Origin of the sequence: Arthrobacter sp. (genome assembly GCF_048266065.1) — a bacterium.
Taxonomy (GTDB): domain Bacteria; phylum Actinomycetota; class Actinomycetes; order Actinomycetales; family Micrococcaceae; genus Arthrobacter_H.
The window spans coordinates 45938-67574 of the sequence record NZ_JBLXAH010000007.1 but is presented as its reverse complement, the minus strand read 5'-3'; the positions used below and the strand labels follow the sequence as shown (position 1 = coordinate 67574).

Below are 21637 nucleotides of genomic sequence, written 5' to 3'. Positions count from 1 at the left end.
ATGAAGAAGGTGCCGGCGGTCCATGACCGCCGGCACCTTCTTTCGTATTCCCGTCTTCACGTCCTCAGGGAGGCGTTCCTCACGGCTTCCAGGGGAAGACCGGGTTCCTGCGTTCCAGGAAGGCGGCCACCCCCTCATCGATGTCCGGCCCGGCCGCCATGCCGGCCCATGCCGCATCCCAGGAACCAGCGAGTGCGGATGCCTCGACGTCCGGGTCACCGGACTGGTCAATGAGCCGCTTGGTGGTGTGCATCGAATAGCGCGAGCGGGCCTTGAGCTCGTCGAGCAGTTCGCCCACCCCGGCTTCGAACCGGTCCGCGGGCAGCACTTCGGCCACCAGTCCCATGGCCTGGGCCCGGGTCGCCGAAAAGGTCCGCGCCGACATCAGCACGTACTTCGCCGTCGCCGGACCCAACAGGCGGACCAGCCGGTCGACCCCGGAACGCGGGTAGATGATGCCCAGCTTCGCCGGGGTGATGCCAAAGGAGGCGTCGTCGCTGGCGACGATGAAGTCGCAGGCCGAGGCCAGCTGCCACCCCCCGCCCATGCAGTGGCCCTGGACGACGGCGATGGTCGGCTTGGCAACGCCTGCCAGTGCCCGGTCCGCGGCGGTGAGGTGATCGGTGTCGCCGCCGTCGTCCAGGATGACATCGCGAAGTTCCCCGATGGACACACCGGCACTGAACGTGCCGCCGTCCCCGCGGACGGTAATGACCTCGACGTCGGCCCGCGCATCGAGGTCATCGGCCGCCTCGACCAGGGAGCGGCACATCATCCGCGTCAGGGCATTGCGCTGGGCCCGGTGGCGCAGCAGGATCGTGCCGACCCCGGCATCGACCGTCACGGTGATGCCGGGGCCGGTGCCGGGGGCTCCTGCCTCGGAGGCGGTCATGATCCGTTGCGGGACGGGCGGAGCTTGACGTTGATCTGCTTGGTCTGGGTGAAGCCCTCGAGCATTCCCTCCAGGGAGACCTCGCGGCCGATGCCTGACTGCTTGTATCCGCCGTAGGCCTGGCCGACGACCTGGCCGCCTCCCTGGTTGACCTGGACCCAGCCGGCCTGCAGGGCGTGCGCGGTGTCCAGGGCACGGTCCAGGTCGTGGCTGAAGACATAGGCGGCGAGGCCGAAGTGGGTGTCGTTGGCCATGCGGACGACTTCCTCGGTGCTGGAGAACGGGATCGCCATCAGCACCGGCCCGAAGATCTCCTCCCGGGCCAGCCGGAAGTCGTTGCGTCCACCGCCGAAGACCGTCGGCACATGGTAGTAGCCGCGGGTGAGTTCCCCCTCGGTCGGGGCGCTGCCGCCCAGCAGGGTCTCCAAACCGGCCACCGTGCGGCCCTCATCCAGGTATCCGGTGATGCCGTCGAACTGCTTGGCGTTGATGACCGCGCCCATGTCGCTGGACTCCTCCAACGGGTCCCCGACCTTCATGGCCCCCAAACGGGGCACCAGCCGCGCGAGCACGTCGTCATAGACGTCCTGGTGGATGAACAGCCGGGAGCCTGCGGTGCAACTCTGGCCCTGGCGGGCGAAGCGCGACGCCAGCAACAACTGGTCCACCAGGTCGTCGTCGACCGCATCCGGGTAGACGATCGAGGGGTTCTTGCCGCCCAGCTCCAGGGACATGTGGGCCAGGCGTTCCCCGGCCTGCGCCGCGACGCCGCGTCCCACCTCGGTGGAACCGGTGAAGGAGACCTTGTCGACCCCGGGGTGCTCGGCCAGTGCCTGTCCGATGACCGATCCGCGGCCGGTCAGTGCATTCAGGACGCCGCCGGGCAGGTGCCGGTTGCAGACCTCTGCCAGCTTCAGGATGGTCAGCGGCGCGTCGTCGGCTGCCTTGAGGATGACGGTGTTCCCGGCGGCGAGGGCCGCGGGGATCTTGAACCCGGCAATCATCAGAGGCGAGTTCCAGGGCAGGATCGCGGCAACCACCCCGAGCGGCTCACGGCGCGTGTATTGCAGCTGGTCATCGCCCGCCGGCAGCGTCGTTCCCTTGACTTCCCCCGCGACGCCGGAGAAGTAGCGGAACAAGGCAACCAGGGTGGCCACTTCGGGCCGGGCCTGGGTGCGGATGGCATTGCCCGTGTCGAGGGCGGTCAAGCGGGCGAACTCCTCGGCCTCCGCCTCGATGTCGTCGGCAATCAGCGCCAGGGGGCGGGCGCGTTGGGTGAAGTGCCGTGAGGCCCACTCGGGGAAGGCCCGGCGTGCCGCCTCGACGGCCCGTTCGACGTCCTTCGTGTCGGAGGCGGGGACCCGGGCGATGACCGAGCCGCGCAGGGCCGGGCTGGCCACCTCACGCCACTGGCCCGCCGCGGCGTCGGTGCGCTCCCCGCCGATCCATTGCGGCCAGTCCAGGACGTCGGACCCCGTGGAGCCGCCGGCGGCCACGGATCGGCCGGCCGACGCGTTCACCGCGGCGCGCGATGCCGTTTGCCGTTCGGTTTCGACGGGATCGCTGGTGGGGTTCTGGCTCATGCTGCGCCTCCGGTGGTCGTTGCGGGCGTTGCGGCACCCGGTTGGTGGGTGCCGTCAACGAGTTGGACGATGGCCGAGCAATCCAGGCCCTTCTTCCCATCCTGCACCAGTGTCTCGAACATTGACGAGACCTGCTCCGCCAATACCAGTGGAGTGCCGGTCTGCCGGGCGGCCGACAGGGCCAGGTTGATGTCCTTGTGGGCCAGCTCGGTCGTGAAGGTCGGCGCGAATTCATTGTTCGACGCCGCGGTGGGCACGACACCCGGCAACGGGTACCAGGTGCGCAGCGCCCAGCTGTCGCCGGAGGAGACACTGGCGATGTCCCAGAAGACCTTGCGGTCCAGCCCGAGCCGATCGGCCAGGACGGCGCCCTCGGACGTTGAGGCCAGGTTGATGAAGAGCATGAGGTTGTTGCAGATCTTGGCTGCCTGGCCGGTGGTGGCTGCCCCGGTGGGGATGATGTTCCCGGCCATGGGTTCGATGTAGGCGCTGGCGTCACGGACCGCATCGTCGTGGCCTCCGACCATGAAGGTCAGCGTTCCGGCCTCCGCGCCGGAGATCCCGCCGGAGACGGGGGCGTCGACGAAGCGGTTGCCGTGGGCGGCGGCCGCATCGTGCAATGCCTGGGCCGATTCGATGTCGATCGTGGAGGAATCCACGAGCAGGACGTCGGTGCCGACCGTTTCGAGGATGCCCCCCTCCCCGAGATAGACGGCCTTGGCATGCTCGCCCTTGGGAAGCATCGTGAAGACCACCTCGGCTCCCTCGATCGCCTGCGCGATGCTGCCGGCTGCCGTGACGCCATGCCCGACCGCGGCTGCCAGGGCCTCCTCGCTGAGGTCGAAGCCCCGTACCGTGTGCCCCGCCGCGACGAGGTTCGCCGTCATGGGGCCGCCCATGTGCCCGAGTCCGATCCAACCAATGCTCGCCATTTCCGGCCCGCCCTTCAACGTGGTGTCCGGCGGTTTTCCCCGCCGCTCTATGACCACCATCACATGCTGTTATGGTGCATTCAAGCACTAAATAGGCATAAGTGCTGTGCACAGATGCACAGCAAGAACGGGCGTCGACCACCATGAACAGATTTCCGAACCCTGATGACCTGCTGGTCCTGCTCACCGTGGCCCGGCTCGGGCGCTTCACCGCGGTCGCCGAGGCCCTGGAGACCACACACACCACGGTCTCCCGGAGGATCTCCGCCCTGGACCGTCAGCTGGGAGGCCGCACCCTGGCACGGACCCCGGCCGGCTGGGAGCTGACGGATCTGGGTCGGCATGCCCTCCGGGCCGCCGAGTCGATCGAATCGAGCCTGGCGACCTTGAAATCCGAGGTGAGCCACCGCGGGGAGGTCGTGTCCGGCGTCGTGCGGGTGCACGTCAGCGACGCCTTCGGCGCCTACATCGCGGGGCCGGCCATCGTGGACCTGCAGCGTGACCACCCGCGGCTGAAGGTCGAGCTGCTCAGTGCGACCCGTCGGGCCAGCCGGAACCGCTCTGGTGTCGACCTGGAGGTCGTGGCCGGGCGGGTGGAGGATTCCCGGTCGGAGGTCATGGTGCTCTGTGAATACACCTTGCGCCTCTTCGCTAGCCCGGGCTACCTGCAGGAGCAGGGCAGGCCCACGTCGCTGTCGGACCTGGACCGCCATCGCTTCGTGTCCTACGTGGATTCGGAGCTGCAGGTCGCCGAGCTGGACTACCGCTCCACCGGGCTGCCGGTGCCGTCTGCGGCGTTCCAGGCCACCAGCATCTTCGCCCAGCTCCAGGCAGTGCGGGCCGGCGGCGGGATCGGCATGCTCCCCTCCTACGTCGTCCACGGAGACCCGGACTTCACCCCGGTCCTGGTGGATTCCTTCGAGCGCAGCGTCAACTACTCCGCGCTCGCCCGCCCGGAATCGCTGCGCGCCCCCGGGGTGCAGGCGGTGATCGGCGCGTTCCTGGCCGAGACCCGCCGACAACGCGTGGCCCTGGGGTCCTGACCACGCTCAACTTTCTCATCTTCGTCTCATCTTGAGGGGTGAGAATGGATGGATGCTGAGCAAAAACTGGCGTCGGATCTGCGGTGCCGCCCTCGTCCTGGTGGTTCTGGGCATCGGCGTCGTCGGGCTGGCCCGCGTTCTCGCCAGCCCACCGAGCCGTGACCTGGGACCCGGCATTCTCCTCGATGGGGAAGACGGCGACGATGACCAGGCCTGGTCGACGCGTGTGTGCAGCACCGCCTCCTGCATGACCTCGTCCAATCCGATCGGTCGTCTGGTGCCCGCGGCTTCCTGCAAGGCGGCGTGGCCAATGCCCCGCGTTGCCTCGGCGCTCAAGAGCAGGTCTCCTGCGGGATGCGCCCCCGCCCCGCCACCCGGTAGGTGCCGGCATTTTCGTGGGGCGCAAGCACCGCCGGAGGCGACGGCAGAAGGTTTGCGGAATCGAACATCACCAAGACCAGTCCGATGGCCAGGGACACGAAGAGTAGGCGATTTCCTCCGGCGTCAGGGCATCGGAGCGCAAGCGGATGATGGACAGGATGCCGAAGAGCCCCCAGCCAAGCCCCATCCCGGCGACACTGCCCGAGAGCAGCAGCGTCACCGCGAAGATCCCGTCGCTCAAGGCGGGGGAGGAAAAATGAGGGAAAAGGAAGGGGAAGATGAGAAGGTTCTCATCTTCCCCGTCCAGTTCGAGGCATCCGCGACCGGATTACCGCGTTTCGGCTTCCTTCTTGGCAGTGGTGGCCTGCAGGGCGGCGGTGCCGTCGGCATCGGCCTGGTCGACCGCCTGCAGCGAAATGCCGCGCGTTTCCTTGAGGACCAGCACCGAGACAGCGGTGATGGCGCAGGCGATGAGCAGGTAGATCGCCACCGGCACCGAGGACTGGTACTTCTCCACCAGGGAGGTGGCGATGATCGGTGCCAGGGAACCGGCGACGATGGAGGTCACCTGGTATCCCAGGGAGACCCCGGAATACCGCATGCGGGTCGGGAACATCTCGGCCATAATGGCGGGCTGGCCGGCATACATCAGCGCGTGGAAGCACAGGCCGATGGTGACCGAGGCCAGGATGATCCAGTCATTTCCGGTGTCCATCATCGGGAAGGCAAAGAATCCCCAGGTCGCACCGGTGATGGCGCCCAGAAGGTAGGTGGGCTTGCGTCCGATCCGGTCCGACAGCCGACCCACTTGCGGGACCACGAAGAAGTGGATGACGTGGGCGAGCAGGAGCATCGAGAGGATGTGAGAGGTCTCGATGCCCACGATGATCTTCAGGTAGGTGATGGAGAACGTGACCACGAGGTAGTAGAGGATGTTCTCGGCGAAACGCAGGCCCATGGCGGTGAAGACGCCACGCGGGTAGCGCTTGAAGACCTCGACGATGCCGTAGCCGACGTCCTTGTTCCGCTCGATCTTCTTCTGTTCCTCCAGGAAGATGGGGGCATCGGAGATCTTGGTGCGGATGTAGTAGCCGATCAGCACGATCACTGCCGAGAGCCAGAAGCCCACACGCCAACCCCACCCGAGGAACGCCTCCTCGCTCAGGGCGAAGGAGAGGAACAGCAGGACGCCGGTGGCGAGCAGGTTGCCCATCGGCACTGCGGCCTGAGGCCAGCTGGCCCAGAAACCACGGCGGTCGTTCGGGCTGTGCTCGGCGACCAGGAGGACGGCGCCGCCCCATTCCCCGCCGACGGCAAAGCCCTGGATGAAGCGGAGGGCCACCAAGAGCACCGGGGCCCCGTAGCCGATGGCATCGAATCCGGGCAGGCAGCCCATGAGGAAGGTGGATGCCCCGACCAGGATGATGGAGAACTGCAGCAGCTTCTTGCGGCCGAACTTGTCACCGAAATGTCCGAACACGATGCCGCCGATGGGCCGGGCAATGAAGCCGACAGCATAGGTCAGGAAGGCCTTCATGATGCCGTCGAGGTCGCTGTTGGAGTTCGGGAAGAACAAGTGGCCGAAGACCAGCGTGGAGGCTGCGGCGTACAGGAAGAATTCGTACCATTCGACGACGGTCCCCGCCATCGAAGCGACCACCACCTTCTTCAGGCCTGCGCCCAGCCCCTGTTGACCAGTTGGCGATGTTGCCGCCATGTTTTTGCTCCTCAAATAGACACAGTGTGTGAATGACCACCGGCCCGACGCGCATGTGACGCGCGACACAGCCGGATCGCTCACCGCAGTATTACAGCCAATTCGAGACCTTTCAACGCACATTAGCGTTCATCGCATGTGCATTGCTGTGCGCTGGATGCGGACCCGCCGCAGCTGGGCCCTGCTGTTGCACACTGGCCACCGGGGGTGGAATTGGACCGGGAATCCGCCCTTCTGGGGCAGGGCCAGGCGGCACCGCCGAAGTCGGAGATCCCATCCGGCGACGCAGGAGGCATCCCCGGGACCGGGTCGATGCGGTCCGGCGCGGAGGCGCCGGCCCCTGGAGGCCCTGCGCGACACGACTGGCCAGCCGGCCGCACGCCCGCACGCGCAACTACAAGGGAAGTTCCCCCGCCCCCTTGAGGCTCTTCATCACGATCGTCGAGGTCAGCTTCTCGACCCCAGCCAGACCGATGAGCACCTCGTCGTAGAACTTCTGGTAACCCGGCAGGTCCGCAGCCATTACCTTCAGGAGGAAATCGGGCTCCCCGAAAAGACGAGACGCCTCCGTGATCTCGGGGATCGCTTCGACCTCATCTTCGAAGGCCCTCATGTTCTGCCGGTCCTTCAAGGTCACGAAGACCAGGGCCTGGAATCCCAGCCCAATCCGTGGCGCGTCCACCAGTGCGCGGTAGCCGGTGATGACGCCGTCTGCCTCAAGGTCCTTGAGGCGCCGGTGGCAGGGAGCGACGGTCAGTCCGACGGCAGAGGCCAACGCCGTGACCGTCATCCGTCCATCTTTCTGCAGCAGAAACAAAATCCTTCTGTCAATATCATCAATCACGCAAGAATCTTATCGTCGGTGAGGCGATTCTCCGCCTAATAGGGAAGCACTTTGGGGTCCTATTTTCCTAAACTTTTCCCCAAGACAACCATCCACCACAGGAAGCCGCCATGGACCCGCAACTCATCCTCGGATTCGCCACCGTCTCCGTGGCCTTGGCCCTGACTCCGGGCGCCGATTGGGCCTACGCGATTTCCTCCGGATTGGGGGGACGCAGGATCGCCCCCGCCGTCGGAGGACTACTGGGCGGGTACCTGCTGCACACCATCCTGATCGTCGCGGGGCTGGCCGCCCTGGTCATCGCCATGCCCCAGCTCCTGGCTGGATTGACGCTCGCCGGTGCGGCGTACCTGCTGTGGCTCGGCATCTCGACCACCCGTTCCTGGCGGACGGCGGGATACACGACGACGGACGGGTCCGCGTCCCCGCCGTCAGGCAATGCCGGGACCTTCTTGCGCGGCCTGGGAACGAGCGGGACGAACCCCAAGGCGCTCTTGCTGTACCTGGCGCTGATCCCGCAATTCATCGATCTCCACGCCGGCCTCCCGGCCCCGGTCCAGACCGGCATCCTGGGGATCTCGCACCTGCTGATCTCGGCAGTGGTCTACACGGGCGTGGCCTTCGGGGCGCGGCGACTGCTCGCCAGCCGGCCTTCGGCGGCCCGCATCGTGACCCTGTGCAGCGGGATCATCATGTTGGGCTTGGGAACCGTGTTGCTGGGCGAACAGATCGCTGCCTTCTCCGCAGCCTAGTCGCCCTCGCTGGCTCCGAGGCGCTCTGGCAGACTTAGCCCATGAGCGAACCGTCGCGCAGCGCCTCCAGCTCCGACGCGGAGTCCGAAGCGGCGGCTGCGGGCCCATCCCCCGCCCGAAAACCCCGCAGGTGGTGGCACGCTGCACTGGTGCTCCTCGTCGGCTACGCGCTGGCCGCAGTCCCGGCATTCTTCCTGCTGCTGATCGCGTCGATTGGCTTTTCGGGGTGTTTCATCGAGTGCTCCAAGCCGGACCCCGTCCAGGGGTGGGTGGGCGTCGGCGGGATCGTCGTCGTCCTGATCGCACCGATTGTCGCCTGTGTGGCGTTCATGAAGCGCAGCCGCCTGATCTGGGTCCCTGTCGTACTCCTCCTGGCTGGCACGCTGTTGATCCTGTTTTAGCCCGATGCAGGATCCCGTTCATAGAGTTTCGATCGGCGATTGAAGACACCACAGGCAATGTAGTAGACGTTCACGCCCACATTCAGCACGACGAGGGTCACCACGTAGAGCACAGTGGCCAGCGCCGGCACCACGTCCGGGGACAGCGTGAAGGCCATGACCACCCGGCCCGCGGCATCCCCCAAGAGCCCGGCCGCCCACATCACGGTCGTGACGCGCCACATCCTGCGGAAGCGCCGTGATTCCTCGAAGATCCGGTCCCAGTCCGACGGCCAGTTCCAGCGCCCCTCCAGCAGCGGCCGGGTCAGGGAGAAAACCAGGGGCCGTCGCGATCGCAGACTGACGAGAAAGACTCCGGCGGTGGCTGCCGTCAGCACGGCCCCCTTGGCCAGCAGGAAGCGCTCATCACCGGGAACCAGCGAGACGAGCAGCGCCCCAATGGACATGAACGAGAAATACAGGGCAATCCTGCCGACGGTCCTGCCCCGGACCAGCTGGTAGGCCGACGGGACGGCGGAGAGCACCCCCGTCACGAGCAGTGCAGCATAGACCCCGACTCCCGCGGCGCGCAGGACGTAGTACAGCAGCACCGGCAGGGCGAGGGAAACCAGGAATCCGGCCGTGGCACGGACCCTGTTTCGCCGTGCCCGGCCGGGTGTCATGGCTTCTTGTGGTCGTCCTTGCCGGGCTTGCCCTTCTTGGACTCCTCAGCCTTCTTCGATTCCTCGGCCTTCTTGGACTCCTCAGCCTTCTTCGATTCCTCAGCCTTCTTCGATTCCTCGGCCTTCTTGGACTCCTCGGCCTTTTTCGATGCCTCGGCCTTGTCCTTCGCTTCCTGCCTCTTGGCGGCTTCTTCGGCGCGTTGAGCGGCCGCGGCACGCTCGGCGGCTTCCCGCTCGGCAGCCGCCTTGGCCAGTTCGGCCTTGCGCTTCTCCTCGGCCTTCTTTTCGGCCACCAGCTTCTTCTGCTCGCCCTTCACGGCGACCAGCCGCTTTTGCGCGGCTGCGACCGTCTGGTCGATCTGCTTTTCCCAGGGCGCGCGTTCCGAGGCGTAGACGACGGCCTGCGCCGTGCCTTCGGTAACTTGCATGTTGGCCAGGGTCTGCTTGGCCTTGGCCCCGTCGGAAACGATGGATTCCAGGTCCGAGACCATGCTGTTGGCCGATTCCACGCTCACCGGCGGCGCCTTGGAGACGTCCTTCATGCGCTTGATGGCCGGCTCCACGGTGGCCGCTACAGTGCAGCTCCGCGACCCGTCAAAGAGACCCTTGCCATCGGTGCGGGCCGCGTTCTGGGCCGCCAGGATGCGGTCATAGTACGGGTTGTTCGGGCTGTCTTTCTCGGCGACGGCAAAGCCGGCCTTGGCGACTTCCTCGTTGACGAAGACACCTGCGGAGAAGGCAGCGGCCCTGTTCTCCCGGCGCTTGGGCGGCAGGTCGTCGTCGTACTCGAGGCGGACCTTGTCACCCTCCTTGAGCACGGAGGCCAGGTTTTTGGTGGCCTCGGGGGCCAGGCATTCAGGGGTCTCGCCGTCGGCCGGCGCCAGGACATTGAGCAGGTCGACCGTCTTTTCCTTGCCGTCGACGTCGACGACGAAGGTATCCCCATCGACCACGCGCACGACGATGCCGGCCACCTCGGGGACGTGCTGGTCTGAGAAGTTCATCCGGCAACCCGACAGGGACGTCGTGATCAGGAAGGCCCCCAGCATCACTGCCGCGGTCTTCTTCAACGCCGGGTTGTTCAAGGTCGATGGTTCGACCATGCGCTAGCCTCCAGTGGGTTGCGAGGGTGTGCCCGCGGAACAATTGGCTATCCAACGTAGCCCCGCCCCGATGGTTCCGACAAGCCGCCCACGTCAAATGCGTCGGCAGCCCGCCTGGATCGGGTCCGCGTCCGGCGCCATTCCCATGACATGCCACCACGCGGGATACCCGGGGGCGGATCCGCAGTCCAAGACGTGCAGGCGTGGGCACGGGGCACCACCTGAATGTCTGGCTGCACCGATTTTAGCGCGAAATATTGTGCGAACCCACATTGGCCTCCCGGCGCCCGCGGGAATACGTTATACCGCGCACCGGTTCGATGGGCGAAAAAGTCGCCCACCTCACGCCGGGGCCACCAACATCCGCAACGGAAAGGGCCCCCTGGGAACGCCGCCACAGCTGCAGAAGACCTTGAAACCGCGCCATCTGTCCATGATCGCCATCGTGGGCGTCATCGGCGCCGGCCTATTCGTCGGCTCCGGCGCGGCGATCCAGCAATCCGGTCCCGGCATCCTGGTGGCCTACGCCGCGGCGGGCGTCGTGGTCATCCTGGTGATGCGCATGCTCGGCGAAATGGCGGCCGCCAACCCGGAGACCGGTTCGTTCTCCGCCTATGCCGACAAGGCGCTGGGCCGGTGGGCCGGATTCAGCATCGGCTGGCTCTACGCGTGGTTCTGGATCATCGTGCTGGGCATCGAGGCCACCGCGGGTGCCGCCATCATGCACCGCTGGGTGCCTGGCATCGACCAGTGGGTCTGGGCACTGGCGCTGATGGTGCTGCTGACGCTGACCAACGTCTGGAGCGTGAAATCCTACGGCGAATTCGAGTTCTGGTTCGCCTCGATCAAGATCACCGCCATCATCCTGTTCCTCATCGCCGGCATCGCTGCCATCTGCGGCCTGATTCCCGGGGTGCAGGCCCCGGGCATGTCCAACCTCACCGGCCACGGCGGGTTCTTCCCCAACGGCGGGACCGCGGTGTTGGCAGGCATCCTGGTCGTCGTCTTCTCCTTCTTCGGTGCCGAGATCGCGACCATCGCGGCCGGTGAATCAGAAAACCCCGTCGACGCCGTGAAGAAGGCAGTCAACTCGGTGGTCTGGCGCATCCTGATCTTCTACATCGGCTCGGTGGCCATCGTGGTGACCCTGCTTCCGTGGGATTCGGCCTCCGTGGCCAAGAGCCCGTACGTGGCGGTCATCGAAAGCTTCGGCGTCCCGGCGGCCGGCACGATCATGGACATCGTCGTGCTGACCTCGGTCCTGTCCTACCTGAACTCCGGGCTGTATACGGCCAGCCGCATGATCTTCTCGCTGGCCACCCGCGGCGACGCCCCGGCGTCCTGGCAGAAGACCTCGCGTCGCGGCGTCCCCATCTCGGCGGTGCTGGCCTCGACAGTGGTCGGGTTCATTACAGTGGGCCTGAACTTCCTGTGGCCGGACACGGTGTTCCTGTTCCTGGTCAACACGTCCGGGGCGATCGCCCTGTTCGTCTGGCTGGTCATCGCCTGCTCGCAGCTGATCCTGCGTCGCCGCATGGGCGCCGAAGCGCGGAACCTGCCCCTTCGGATGTGGATGTTCCCGTACCTGACGTGGCTGTCCATCGGTGCGATCGTGGCGCTGCTGATCGGCATGGTGGTCCTGCCGGACACCCGTGAGTCGCTGTTCCTCTCACTGGCGTTGGCGGTCATCGTGGTCGCCCTGGGAGTGTTCCGCTACCGGAGGCGGCCCGCCCCCGCCAGTGCACCGGCGGACAGCGGCCAGGCCCGGGAGGCCGAGGTCACCGGAGCGCCAACGGACCGGTGAACCCTGCGGCCTGGCGCAGTGTCGCCACGGCCTCGCGTGTATTGATCCGGGCCAGCGTCATGCCGGCCGTCAACAGGGCGAACAGCAGCCGGGCCCTGTCGGCAACCCGGGCCTCCGGGCCAGTGGCGGCGCAGTCCTGCGGGGCGGCGCCGTCGCTGCGTTCCGGATCCAGGTCGCGTTGCAGGGCCGCGGCAAAGGCAGAGGTGACCTCCTCGCGGTAGGCCTCCACGGCAGCCCTCACCTCGCCATCCTGGCCGCTGCGGCCGGTGGAGGCCGTGAGCAGCAGGCACCCGCGCTGGCGTTCGGCTCCCCCGTCGGCGATAGCCTCGGCGATCGACTCGAAATAACCGCGGAGCCCGTCCGCCCCGCAGGATGCCGCGGCCACGTCGGCCAACCGGGGACGGACGACCTCATCAAGGTAGCTCTGCACCGCAACGTCGAAGAGCCCGCGTTTGGAGCCGAAGGCGTTGTAGAGGCTCGAGCGTCCCAGCCCGGTGGCCCGCTCCAGATCCGGCATGGATGCGGCGTCGTACCCCAGGGTCCAGAAGACGTCGCGCGCCGCCTGGACGACGTCGTCCGTATCGAATGCCCTGGTCCGTGCCATCTGCCGTGCCGCCTGTTTCCGGCACCGTCCCCCCGGTTGCGCCGGGGGTGAGGTTCGCCTCAAAAGTCCATTGTGTACTGATCGTTCTAATATTGTAGTGTCATCGCAGACCGCGACACCACCCCGGACGAGGGAGAACCCCATGACTTCCAGCACGCACATCCAGCTCGCCAGCCGCCCCACCGGGTGGCCCGCGCCCGAGAACTTCCGCACCGCCGTCGTCGAGCTCCCGGCCCTGGCCGAGGGCGAGGTCCGCGTCGCCAACGAGTTCATGTCGGTGGACCCCTACATGCGCGGGCGGATGAACGACGTGAAGTCCTACGTCCCGCCGTTCCAGATCGGCGAGGTCATGAACGGTGGCGCCGTGGGCCGCGTCGTGGAAAGCCGCGACGATTCCCTGCCCGTGGGCACCCCCGTGCTGCACTCCCAGGGCTGGCGCGACATCGCCCAGGGCCCTGCCGCCGATTTCCGGGCCGTCACCGAGCTGGAGGGCCTGCCGCTGTCCGTCTACCTGGGCACCCTGGGCATGACCGGGCTGACCGCCTGGGTCGGCCTGCTGGAGATCGCCTCGCTGAAGAAGGGCGACACCGTCTTCGTTTCCGGCGCCGCCGGGGCTGTGGGCACCATGGTCGGGCAGATCGCACGCCTCAAGGGTGCAGCCCGGGTCATTGGATCGGCAGGCAGCACCGAAAAGGTCGACCTGCTGACCTCCAAGTACGGTTTCGACGCCGCGTTCAACTACAAGGACGGCGACATCGCCGGCCAGTTGGCCGCCGCTGCCCCGGATGGCATCGACGTATACTTCGACAACGTCGGCGGCGAGCACCTCGAGGCAGCCATCGGGGCCATGAACGACGCCGGCCGGGTGGCACTGTGCGGGGCGATCTCGCAGTACAACACCACCGAGCCCACTCCCGGACCGCGGAACATGGCCAACCTGGTCACCCGGGGACTGCGCCTGGAGGGCTTCACGGTGGGCAACTACTGGCAGCACTTCGGTGCCTTCGCCGAGCAGACCGGAGCCTGGGTGGCCGCCGGCGACGTCGTGTTCGACGAAACAGTTGTCGATGGGCTGGAGAACGCAGTGGATGCGTTCCTGGACCTGCTGCGTGGGGCGAACACGGGCAAGATGGTCGTCAGGCTCTAACGGATCGGTGCCGGCTGGTCAGCGGGTGCGGGCGAGGGACTTCTGCAGGCCGCTGCCCACCAGCACCGCACAACTGAACCAGATGGCCCCCGCGGGCCCCAAGGGTGCGGCAATCACGCCGGCAGCCATCGGCATGACGACCTGCCCCACCCGGTTGCCCAGCAGCCGCACCGCCAGCGCCGAGCCCCTCCAGTGGCGCGGGACGGCCTCGGAGATCAGGGACATGGTCAGTGGCTGGCCCAGCCCCAGGAAGATCCCGCCGGCGAACAGCAGCACCAGGGTCGCCCAGGGGAGGTCGATGACCAGCGCCGGCACGGCCAGGCAGATGCCGGCCCCGTAGAGGCTGAGCATCAGCAGGGTGCGCCGCGGTATCCGCCGGCTGAGATAGGGCAGGAAGCCGCGCGAGATGATCGTGCCGGCACCTCGGGCGGCCAGCAGGATGCCGATCCATGCCGGCGAGACGCCGTGGGCCTCGCCGACCAGGGGCAGGAACGCCGTGAGGATGTCCAGCATCGCCAGCAGTGCCAACGAGGCGAGCATGTTCGAGGGGATGCCGGGTCGACGCAGGATGGCGGACATCGTCGGCTTGCCGGCGTCGGCCTCATCGGCCGCCGCACCCTGGGCGGCTGCGCGACGGCGGAGCGCCTCGGCCGCCGCCCCCTGCGTGCCGGCACGGCTGGAGATGATGCCCGGCAACATCACCGGCAGGACCATCAGCGCCAGACCGGCTCCGAGCCACATGGAAAAGGTGATGGCCCCGGCGCGCGATCCCGTCGCCGCGTCGGAGGTCCCCCCGAGCAGCAGCCCGGCAACCAACGGGCCGGCGATCTGCCCGCCGGCATAGGCGGCGGTGAACCAGCCGAAGCCCTTGTCCAGCTGGTCGTTGGGCGAGAACCTGGCGATGGCCGATTGACCGGCAATGGTGAACACCAGATGCCCCATGCCCAACACGGCACTGGCCGCCGCCACCCAGAGAATGCTGCCGGCCAGCGCCAACCCCGCGGCGCCGAGGCCCAGGGTCACCGCTCCGATGGCGACCATGGCGCGCAGCCCCGGGATGCGGTCGGTCAGCCGGCCCAGCCACATGGCGGTCACGACCGGCAGGATCGCGTACGCCGCGGTGACCAGGCCGATGACCGTTGCGTCCGAGCCGAGGTCGATCAGCTTGTAGGTGGTGACCGGGCGGACCAGGTTCAGCGCCGTCTGCGAGAAGAAGCCGGCGGCCACGAGGGTCCAGAGCCAGGCCTGCGATCTGCCACCGGTGGGCGCTGACGACATGGGACCTCCGGTTCGGGAACGACGGGCACGGCGTCACCAGATTACCGTCGGGCCCCACCCATCCCGCCGTCAACACAGCCTCCGGCACCGTGAGGCGGGTCATGGCCGGCCGCGCCGGCCGGTGTGTGGGTCAGTTGCGCCCCTGCGTCGCCGTGGCCGTCAGCGCTGACGCCCAGCGCCGTGAATACGCCTCGGCCGTCCCGTCGTCGGCGTAGGTCTTGTCGATTTGGTAGAGCCCCGGGGCCGGGCAGGTCGCACCGAGTTCCACCAGCACCGGTTTCAGGTGCAGCTCCGGTGCCAGCGAGTGCGTGGGCGCCGCCCCGAGCATGAGCGGCACGGCGGTCACGCCCGCCAGCCCGTCGCCGGTCGCGAACTGGTCCAGGAACAGCTTCAGCACCCCGGTGTAGGTCGCCTTGAAGGTCGGGGAGGCGACCACCAGCAGGTCGGTTCCGGCGGCGCTGGCGACGGCGGACCGCACCGTCTCGTCGCCCCACCCCAGCAGGCCGGGGCCGAGGGTGATCACGTCGATGACCCCGGGCTCCCCCGCCCCCGGTCCGGCCAGCAAGCGGGCCAGGCGCAGGCCGGCGTCCAGGGTGCGGGACTCCGGCTTGGGGTTGCCGGCGACGACGAGGGTCTTCACGGTGGGTCCTCCACGGTTCTCGGGGATACGGGCCGGACCGCCCGCCGCTTCCATGGTGCCCAGTGGGCGCCGGCGGGGCACGTCGATGACGCAGTGTGGCGTCCCGCGGCGCGATGTTGCGCCGCCGGCTCAGGCGGAGACGACCGGCAGGTCGGCCCATTCGGTGGTGTACCGCGGGGAGGCGAACTCCCGCTTCATGCTCCACCCCGCGGGCTCGGCCAGCCCGGCATGGCCCAATCCGATGGCCGCCTCGCCGAACCGGGCACGGACGTCGCCCAGCAACGTCCCCATGTCGCGCTCCTCCCCCTCGCCGGCGAACGCGTCGAAGGTCGCCTGCCCGGTGGCCGGTTCGAGCCCGGAGAACATCACCCCGGCGCGGACATACCGGGTCCCGGACACCATGCGTTCGCGCATGGCCGCCACGGCGGCACGGGTCAACACGATCGGGTCCTGGGTCGGCGCGGGCAGCCGGACCGACACCACGGGGTTCGACGGCGCGGGTGCCTCCGCCCCGGCCCCCGACGGCGTACCGGCAAACCGGCTGACCCCCGCCGACACGGTCAGCACCGAGGCGCGCAGTCCCTCGGCGGCCATCCGGGCGGCACCGCGTTGGGCATACAGCGCCATCACCTGGTCCATGTCGGCCCCGGTGGTCACCGGGGTGGAGAAGCTGCGCGAGAACATGATCTGCGCCTTGTCCGCCCGCTCCTCGACCTCGGGGATGCAGGGCGTGCCGTTGAGTTCGAGCACGGTGCGCTGGAGCACCACCGAGAACTTCTTGCGGATCATCAGCGGATCGGCGTCCCGCAGGTCCGCGATCGTGTCGATGCCCAGCGCATTGAGCCGGGTCCCGGTCCGCCCGCCCACGCCCCAGAGCCCGGTGACCGGAACGCGCGACTGGATGCGGCGGATCTCCTCCTCGGGCACGCTGCCCAGCGAGCACACGCCACCCAGGGACGGGTTGCGCTTGGCCACGTGGTTCGCGAATTTCGCCAGCGTCTTCGTCGGTGCCACGCCGACGCACACGGGAACGCCGACATGGCGCCAGACGGCCTCCCGGATCCTCCCCGCCGTCGCGCGCAGCATCGCCTCGTCGCCGGGCAGCCCGATGAACGACTCATCGATGGAGTACACCTCCTGCCACGCCCCGAACCGGCCGATCACCTCCATGACCCGGGCGGACATGTCCCCGTAGAGCTCGTAGTTGCTCGAGCGGGCCACCAACCCCAGCGCCTCGGCACTGCCCTGCACCTGGAACCACGGGGTCCCGGTCTTGATCCCCGCTCGTTTGGCTTCCTCCGAACGGGCCACCACACAGCCGTCGTTGTTCGAGAGCACGACGACGGGGCGCCCTTCCAGGCGCGGGTCGAAGGCTCGCTCGCACGAGACATAGAAGTTGTTCACGTCCACCAGCGCGAGGCGGTGCCCGCCCATCCCCGCTTCAGACACGATGCAGGCACCGCGTCACGACGCCCCAGATCACCAGGTCCTCCAGCTGCGCGACGACCAGGGACAGGGAGCCCGGCTCGTCGGTGCGCAGGCTGACCCCGGCGGCATCCGCCGTGAGGCGGCGAATGAGCAGTTCGCCGTCGTGCACGGCGATGACCACCTTGCCATCCCGGGGTTCCAGCGAACGGTCGACGATCACCTCGTCGCCGTCGCAGATGCCGGAGGCCGCCATCGAATTACCCGACACGCGCATGATGAAGGTCGAGGTGCGGTCGCGGATGAGGTGGCGGTTCAGGTCGATGCCGCCGTGGAAGTAGTCGCGGGCCGGGGACGGGAAGCCGCTGGCTTGGCGCTCCACTGTCGACCCGCCCGAGACGCCGTCAGGACCCGTGCCGGGCGGGGGGACGTGGACCGGATCCTGACCGAACACCAGACCCCCTGCACTAGAACATATCTTCGATGCAAACTCTAGCATCGCTACCCTGGAATCGGGACCTACCGGGTGCCGGGGCCCCTGGTTTCCGGGACGTCCCCTCGGGTCTGGTCATCGAGCCAGTGGATGTGGTCGCGCAGCAGCCCGGCTGCGGTGTCCTGCCGGCGGCCGTTGACCGCGTCGAAGATGGCATGATGCTGCGACCTGAGCTCGTCCATCGCCGCCCGGGGATCGTCCAGGGCGGCCAGGGCGTCGCCGATGTAGCCGCTGATCGATCCGCCCAGGGCCTCCATCAGCGTTTCGATGACCACGTTGCCGCCCAGCCGGCTCAACGCCACGTGGAACCGGGCGTCGAGCCCGTGGAATTCCCGCGGGGAGAGGTCAGGCGCATCCATGGCCTCCAGCAGGGTGCGGGCCTCCGCCAGATCTCCGGGAGACGGGTGTTCGCCCGCTGCACGTGCCGCCCAGGTTTCCAGCAGGATCCGGGTTTCAACGATGTCGGCCACGGAGAGTCCCCTGGCCGCGACGTGCAGGCGCAGAGCGGAGCCCAGCCCCCTCGAAGGGTTCGAGATGACGACGGGACCGGAGCGCGGCCCGGCGTTGGCCGGGACGTCGAGGATCCCCAGGACGTCGAGGATGCGGACGGCTTCGCGGACCGAGGCACGGGAGATGCCGTATTTTCCGGCCAGGACCCGTTCGCCCGGCAGCTGGTCCCCCACACTGATCGACCCGGAGCCCAGACCCGATTCGACGTCGGCGAGCAGTGCGTCGTAGCTCCGGTGCGCCCCGGACATCAGATGGCCTTGCCCGGGTTGAGGATCCCATTCGGGTTGAAGACGTCGCGGATGGCGTGCTGGAGGGCCAACGAAGTCTCCCCCAGTTCCTCCTCGAGCCAGTCCCGCTTGAGCAGTCCGACCCCGTGTTCACCGGTGAGCGTGCCCCCGAGGCCCCGGGCCAGATGGAACATCTCGGCCAGGGCCACCTTGGCAGCACCATCGGTGATCGATGCCTCGGGGTCCACGGCGATGATGGGGTGCAGGTTGCCGTCGGAGGCATGGGCGACGGTAAAGATCCGCACCCCGGTGCGCCGGGAGATCTCCTCCAACCCGGAGAAGGCCTCGGCCAGGCGGTTCCGGGGTACGCCGACGTCGCAGATCGAGACCCGGCCCAGCCGCTCGATCGCCGGAATGGCCGCCCGTCGGGCCGCCATCAGCGCCTCGGCCTGTTCGGCGTCCCCGGCCAGCTCGATCGAGGAGGCGAAGGGCCGGATGGCCTCGATGACCGCCTCCTGTTCCAGCTCGGCGCCGTAGCCGTCGGTCTGGGCCAGGAGGAAGGCAGACCCACGGGCCGCATGGTCGGTGCCCTGGGCGGCGTCCACCGCCTCCAGCGTCTTGCCGTCCATGAGTTCGAGCACCGACGGCTGCACCCGGGCGGCGATGATGGCCGATGCCGCCTGCGCGGCCGCCGCGACCTCCGGGAAGTAGGCCACGAGGGTCGCGGTGCGAATCGGCTTCGGCCGCAACCGCAGGGTCGCCTGGACCACGACGCCCAACGTCCCCTCGGAGCCGATCATCAGGGCGTTCAGGTCGTAGCCCGTGACGCCCTTGATGGTGCCGCGGCCGGTGTCCAGCAGCCGCCCGTCGGGCAGCACCACGCGCAGTGCCAGGATCGATTCCCGGGTGACCCCGTACTTGGCGCACCACATGCCGCCGGCGTTGGTGGCGATGTTCCCGCCGATGGAGCAGATGGCCGTGCTGGCCGGATCCGGGGCGTAGAACAACCCATGGGCCGCGACTGCCTCGTTGACTTCGGCGTTGAGCACACCGGGTTCGACGACGGCGATCTGCTCGACGGGGTCGATGTGCAGGATGCGGTTCATCCGCGAGACATCCAGCACCACGTCCCCCGCGCGGGCCGCCGCTCCCCCGGCCAGCCCGCTGCCGGCACCCCGCGGGACGACGGGGACCCCGAGCTCGGTGGCCCGCCTCAGGGTGTCGGCGACCTCGTCGATGCTCCCGGCGAAGACGACCCCGTCGGGGATCGACGGCGAAACGTACCCCGACCTGTCGGTGCTGGCACGGGCGCGGTCCCGGGGGTCGGTGGAGGCGGTGCGGCATCCCCGGAGCAGGGCGGCCGATGCGGAGGTCTTGGATGTGGCGGGTGAGGTGTCCACGGCGGTCCCCTTCGTCCGGATGCTGGCAGTGGGCCCACCCTACGAAGCGGTCTGACCGCTGTCAACGGCCGTCGTGCAACAGAAAACCGGCCCCGATCGGTGTGATCGGGGCCGGTTTCCTGTGCTGCGGTGAGGCTAGGCGTCGACGGTGATGACCGTGACGACCGGCTTGCGGCGCATGGCGCGGTCGGACCAGCGGACCAGCGCCTGGGAGATCGCGCGTTCGGCGTCGGGGCCGGTCTTGACGCCCCTGAGGCCGCCGAGGGTCTTCTCCACGATGCCCACGGCCTTGCCGAGGTCCTTGTCGGACAACGTGAAGCCGACCGGGAAGAACTCGGGGTCCTCCTCCAGGGCACCGGTCTCCGGATCGACGATGGCCAGCACGGTCAGCGCGCCGTCCTCGGCCAGGCGGATGCGGTCCTGCAGGGATTCCTCGGTCGCGGCGCCGGCGACCATGTTCTCGACATAGACGTAGTCGGCAGCGACATTGCCGGAGACGCGGGCGACGCCGTCCTTGAGGTCGACGGTCACCCCGTCCTCAAGGACCAGGGCGTTCTTCGGGTCCACGCCGGTGCGGATGGCCAGTTCGGCGTTGGCCTTCAGGTGCCGGTGCTCGCCGTGGACGGGCATGACGTTCTTCGGGCGGACCAGGTTGTAGCAGTACACCAGTTCGCCGGCCGAGGCGTGTCCGGAGACGTGGACCTTGGCGTTGCCCTTGTGCACCACGTTGGCGCCGAGCTTGGTCAGGTCGTTGATCAGGCGGTAGATCGAGGTCTCGTTGCCCGGGACCAGGGAGGAGGCCAGCAACACGGTGTCGTCCTGGACCAGGTCGATGACGTGGTCCTGGTTTGCCATGCGGGCCAGGGCGGCCATCGGCTCGCCCTGGGAGCCGGTGCAGATGATGACGACCTTCTCCGGCGCCATCTTCTCCACCTCCTTGAAGTCCACCAGCACGCCGCGCGGGATCTTCAGGTAGCCGAGCTCCTTGGCGGTGCCCATGTTGCGGACCATCGAGCGGCCGACGAAGGCGACCTTGCGGTTGTACTTGTGGGCCGAGTCGATGACCTGCTGGATGCGGTGCACGTGCGAGGCGAAGGAGGAGACGATCACGCGGCGCGGGGAGGTGCGCATGACGTTGTCGATGGCCGGCAGCAGCTCGGCCTCGGCGGCCATGAAGCCCGGGACCTCGGCGTTGGTGGAGTCCGGCATGAACAGGTCCACGCCCTCCTCGCCCAGGCGGGCGAACCCGGCCAGGTCGGTGATGCGGCGGTCCAGCGGGAACTGGTCCATCTTGAAGTCACCGGTTTCCAGCACGAGGCCGGCGGGGGTGCGGATCGCGACGGCCAGGCCGTCGGGGATGGAGTGGTTCACGGCCAGGAACTCGAGGTCGAAGGGGCCGAACTTCTTGCGCTCGCCCTCCTTGACCTGGACGACCTTGGGCTTGATGCGGTGTTCCTGCAGCTTGGTCTTCACGAAGGCCAGGGTCAGCCGGGCGGAGATCAGCGGGATGTCGGCGCGTTCGCGCAGCAGGTACGGGATGCCGCCGATGTGGTCCTCGTGGCCGTGCGTGAGCACGACGCCGACGACGTCATCGAGGCGGTCGCGGATCGCCGAGAAGTCGGGGAGGATCACGTCGACCCCGGGGTGCTGTTCCTCCGGGAACAGGACGCCGCAGTCAACGATGAGCAGTTTGCCGCCGTACTCGAAGACCGTCATGTTGCGGCCGATCTCGCCCAGGCCGCCCAGCGGGGTGATCCGCATGGCTCCCTTCGCGAGGGCGGGCGGGTTCTGATGCTGCT

21 protein-coding genes are annotated in these 21637 nt (G+C 68.1%); 5 read left to right on the top strand and 16 right to left on the bottom strand.

Translation table 11 applies throughout. From position 1 onward, the window contains the following. Positions 1–79: 79 nt before the first annotated feature. Genes ACN0TP_RS12615 through mmsB form a run of 3 tightly spaced genes read right to left on the bottom strand, consistent with a single transcriptional unit; the run spans position 80 to position 3407 of the window. On the bottom strand, positions 80–892 hold the full coding sequence (locus ACN0TP_RS12615) for an enoyl-CoA hydratase/isomerase family protein (protein ID WP_417219522.1): 813 nt from the start codon (positions 890–892) through the stop codon (positions 80–82). Further along, on the bottom strand, positions 889–2475 hold the full coding sequence (locus ACN0TP_RS12610; protein WP_417219520.1) for an aldehyde dehydrogenase family protein: 1587 nt from the start codon (positions 2473–2475) through the stop codon (positions 889–891). Before ACN0TP_RS12610 ends, ACN0TP_RS12615 begins: the two co-directional genes overlap by 4 nt. Next, positions 2472–3407 (bottom strand): 3-hydroxyisobutyrate dehydrogenase, encoded by a 936-nt coding sequence (mmsB, locus tag ACN0TP_RS12605; protein ID WP_417219518.1) that lies wholly within the window; start codon positions 3405–3407, stop codon positions 2472–2474. Before mmsB ends, ACN0TP_RS12610 begins: the two co-directional genes overlap by 4 nt. A 143-nt stretch (positions 3408–3550) precedes the next feature. On the opposite strand from mmsB, the gene ACN0TP_RS12600 reads away from it, so the two are divergent. Continuing rightward, positions 3551–4450 carry a LysR family transcriptional regulator gene (locus tag ACN0TP_RS12600; protein ID WP_417219516.1) on the top strand — a complete coding sequence of 300 codons (900 nt, stop codon included), beginning with the start codon at positions 3551–3553 and terminating at the stop codon, positions 4448–4450. Between the two features lie 448 nt (positions 4451–4898). Here ACN0TP_RS12600 and ACN0TP_RS12595 read toward each other — a convergent pair whose 3' ends face one another. From ACN0TP_RS12595 to ACN0TP_RS12585, 3 genes are all read right to left on the bottom strand, one after another. After that, on the bottom strand, positions 4899–5072 hold the full coding sequence (locus ACN0TP_RS12595; protein WP_417219514.1) for a DUF4956 domain-containing protein: 174 nt from the start codon (positions 5070–5072) through the stop codon (positions 4899–4901). A gap of 87 nt (positions 5073–5159) precedes the next feature. Next, positions 5160–6548, bottom strand: coding sequence for an MFS transporter (locus ACN0TP_RS12590; protein WP_417219512.1), 1389 nt, complete (start codon positions 6546–6548; stop codon positions 5160–5162). Positions 6549–6942: 394 nt separating this feature from the next. Next, positions 6943–7392, bottom strand: coding sequence for an Lrp/AsnC family transcriptional regulator (locus ACN0TP_RS12585; RefSeq protein WP_417219510.1), 450 nt, complete (start codon positions 7390–7392; stop codon positions 6943–6945). Between the two features lie 110 nt (positions 7393–7502). Here ACN0TP_RS12585 and ACN0TP_RS12580 point away from each other — a divergent pair, with 110 nt between their 5' ends. Both ACN0TP_RS12580 and ACN0TP_RS12575 read left to right on the top strand, forming a co-directional pair. After that, on the top strand, positions 7503–8144 hold the full coding sequence (locus ACN0TP_RS12580) for a LysE family translocator (RefSeq protein WP_417219508.1): 642 nt from the start codon (positions 7503–7505) through the stop codon (positions 8142–8144). Positions 8145–8185: 41 nt separating this feature from the next. Next, on the top strand, positions 8186–8545 hold the full coding sequence (locus ACN0TP_RS12575) for a hypothetical protein (RefSeq protein ID WP_417219506.1): 360 nt from the start codon (positions 8186–8188) through the stop codon (positions 8543–8545). Here ACN0TP_RS12575 and ACN0TP_RS12570 read toward each other — a convergent pair. Together ACN0TP_RS12570 and ACN0TP_RS12565 are read right to left on the bottom strand one after the other, a co-directional pair. Continuing rightward, positions 8542–9207 carry a VC0807 family protein gene (locus ACN0TP_RS12570; protein ID WP_417219504.1) on the bottom strand — a complete coding sequence of 222 codons (666 nt, stop codon included), beginning with the start codon at positions 9205–9207 and terminating at the stop codon, positions 8542–8544. The genes ACN0TP_RS12575 and ACN0TP_RS12570 overlap by 4 nt on opposite strands. After that, positions 9204–10310 carry a thermonuclease family protein gene (locus tag ACN0TP_RS12565; RefSeq protein ID WP_417219503.1) on the bottom strand — a complete coding sequence of 369 codons (1107 nt, stop codon included), beginning with the start codon at positions 10308–10310 and terminating at the stop codon, positions 9204–9206. The genes ACN0TP_RS12570 and ACN0TP_RS12565 overlap by 4 nt, the downstream gene beginning before the upstream one ends. Positions 10311–10692: 382 nt before the next feature. On the opposite strand from ACN0TP_RS12565, the gene ACN0TP_RS12560 reads away from it, so the two are divergent. Next, positions 10693–12114: an amino acid permease gene (locus ACN0TP_RS12560; protein WP_417219714.1), complete on the top strand. Its 1422-nt coding sequence runs from the start codon at positions 10693–10695 to the stop codon at positions 12112–12114. Here the strand turns inward: ACN0TP_RS12560 and ACN0TP_RS12555 are convergent. Further along, positions 12089–12718: a TetR/AcrR family transcriptional regulator gene (locus tag ACN0TP_RS12555; protein ID WP_417219501.1), complete on the bottom strand. Its 630-nt coding sequence runs from the start codon at positions 12716–12718 to the stop codon at positions 12089–12091. The two genes, ACN0TP_RS12560 and ACN0TP_RS12555, sit on opposite strands and share 26 nt — an antisense overlap. 142 nt (positions 12719–12860) lie before the next feature. Here ACN0TP_RS12555 and ACN0TP_RS12550 point away from each other — a divergent pair, with 142 nt between their 5' ends. Beyond that, positions 12861–13865: an NADP-dependent oxidoreductase gene (locus ACN0TP_RS12550; RefSeq protein ID WP_417219499.1), complete on the top strand. Its 1005-nt coding sequence runs from the start codon at positions 12861–12863 to the stop codon at positions 13863–13865. Positions 13866–13883: 18 nt separating this feature from the next. Here the strand turns inward: ACN0TP_RS12550 and ACN0TP_RS12545 are convergent, their stop codons facing one another. The 7 genes from ACN0TP_RS12545 to ACN0TP_RS12515 all read right to left on the bottom strand — a co-directional run bounded on the left by ACN0TP_RS12545 (position 13884) and on the right by ACN0TP_RS12515 (position 21599). Next, complete coding sequence (locus tag ACN0TP_RS12545; protein WP_417219497.1) at positions 13884–15143, bottom strand: MFS transporter; 1260 nt, start codon at positions 15141–15143, stop codon at positions 13884–13886. Positions 15144–15273: 130 nt separating this feature from the next. Then, positions 15274–15783 (bottom strand): NADPH-dependent FMN reductase, encoded by a 510-nt coding sequence (locus ACN0TP_RS12540; RefSeq protein WP_417219496.1) that lies wholly within the window; start codon positions 15781–15783, stop codon positions 15274–15276. Between the two features lie 129 nt (positions 15784–15912). Then, positions 15913–17217, bottom strand: coding sequence for a Y-family DNA polymerase (locus ACN0TP_RS12535; RefSeq protein WP_417219712.1), 1305 nt, complete (start codon positions 17215–17217; stop codon positions 15913–15915). Between the two features lie 7 nt (positions 17218–17224). Beyond that, positions 17225–17662, bottom strand: a complete 438-nt coding sequence (locus ACN0TP_RS12530) for a LexA family protein (protein ID WP_417219494.1) — start codon at positions 17660–17662, stop codon at positions 17225–17227. A 65-nt stretch (positions 17663–17727) separates the two neighbouring features. After that, positions 17728–18459 (bottom strand): FadR/GntR family transcriptional regulator, encoded by a 732-nt coding sequence (locus ACN0TP_RS12525; protein WP_417219493.1) that lies wholly within the window; start codon positions 18457–18459, stop codon positions 17728–17730. Beyond that, positions 18459–19838, bottom strand: coding sequence for an FAD-binding oxidoreductase (locus ACN0TP_RS12520; protein ID WP_417219491.1), 1380 nt, complete (start codon positions 19836–19838; stop codon positions 18459–18461). The genes ACN0TP_RS12525 and ACN0TP_RS12520 overlap by 1 nt, the downstream gene beginning before the upstream one ends. Positions 19839–19973: 135 nt before the next feature. Beyond that, on the bottom strand, positions 19974–21599 hold the full coding sequence (locus ACN0TP_RS12515) for a ribonuclease J (protein ID WP_417219490.1): 1626 nt from the start codon (positions 21597–21599) through the stop codon (positions 19974–19976). Between the last annotated feature and the right edge of the window lie 38 nt (positions 21600–21637).

What these genes read in the sequence shown, in the direction of transcription:
- ACN0TP_RS12575 (WP_417219506.1), top strand. Translation starts at nt 8,186, where the DNA reads ATGAGCGAACCGTCGCGCAGCGCCTCCAGCTCCGACGCGGAGTCCGAA.
- ACN0TP_RS12565 (WP_417219503.1), bottom strand. Translation starts at nt 10,310, where the DNA reads ATGGTCGAACCATCGACCTTGAACAACCCGGCGTTGAAGAAGACCGCG.
- ACN0TP_RS12590 (WP_417219512.1), bottom strand. Translation starts at nt 6,548, where the DNA reads ATGGCGGCAACATCGCCAACTGGTCAACAGGGGCTGGGCGCAGGCCTG.
- ACN0TP_RS12555 (WP_417219501.1), bottom strand. Translation starts at nt 12,718, where the DNA reads ATGGCACGGACCAGGGCATTCGATACGGACGACGTCGTCCAGGCGGCG.
- ACN0TP_RS12615 (WP_417219522.1), bottom strand. Translation starts at nt 892, where the DNA reads ATGACCGCCTCCGAGGCAGGAGCCCCCGGCACCGGCCCCGGCATCACC.
- ACN0TP_RS12515 (WP_417219490.1), bottom strand. Translation starts at nt 21,599, where the DNA reads ATGCGGATCACCCCGCTGGGCGGCCTGGGCGAGATCGGCCGCAACATG.
- ACN0TP_RS12535 (WP_417219712.1), bottom strand. Translation starts at nt 17,217, where the DNA reads ATGGGCGGGCACCGCCTCGCGCTGGTGGACGTGAACAACTTCTATGTC.
- ACN0TP_RS12545 (WP_417219497.1), bottom strand. Translation starts at nt 15,143, where the DNA reads ATGTCGTCAGCGCCCACCGGTGGCAGATCGCAGGCCTGGCTCTGGACC.
- ACN0TP_RS12600 (WP_417219516.1), top strand. Translation starts at nt 3,551, where the DNA reads ATGAACAGATTTCCGAACCCTGATGACCTGCTGGTCCTGCTCACCGTG.
- ACN0TP_RS12550 (WP_417219499.1), top strand. Translation starts at nt 12,861, where the DNA reads ATGACTTCCAGCACGCACATCCAGCTCGCCAGCCGCCCCACCGGGTGG.
- ACN0TP_RS12570 (WP_417219504.1), bottom strand. Translation starts at nt 9,207, where the DNA reads ATGACACCCGGCCGGGCACGGCGAAACAGGGTCCGTGCCACGGCCGGA.
- ACN0TP_RS12525 (WP_417219493.1), bottom strand. Translation starts at nt 18,459, where the DNA reads ATGTCCGGGGCGCACCGGAGCTACGACGCACTGCTCGCCGACGTCGAA.
- ACN0TP_RS12580 (WP_417219508.1), top strand. Translation starts at nt 7,503, where the DNA reads ATGGACCCGCAACTCATCCTCGGATTCGCCACCGTCTCCGTGGCCTTG.
- ACN0TP_RS12610 (WP_417219520.1), bottom strand. Translation starts at nt 2,475, where the DNA reads ATGAGCCAGAACCCCACCAGCGATCCCGTCGAAACCGAACGGCAAACG.
- mmsB (WP_417219518.1), bottom strand. Translation starts at nt 3,407, where the DNA reads ATGGCGAGCATTGGTTGGATCGGACTCGGGCACATGGGCGGCCCCATG.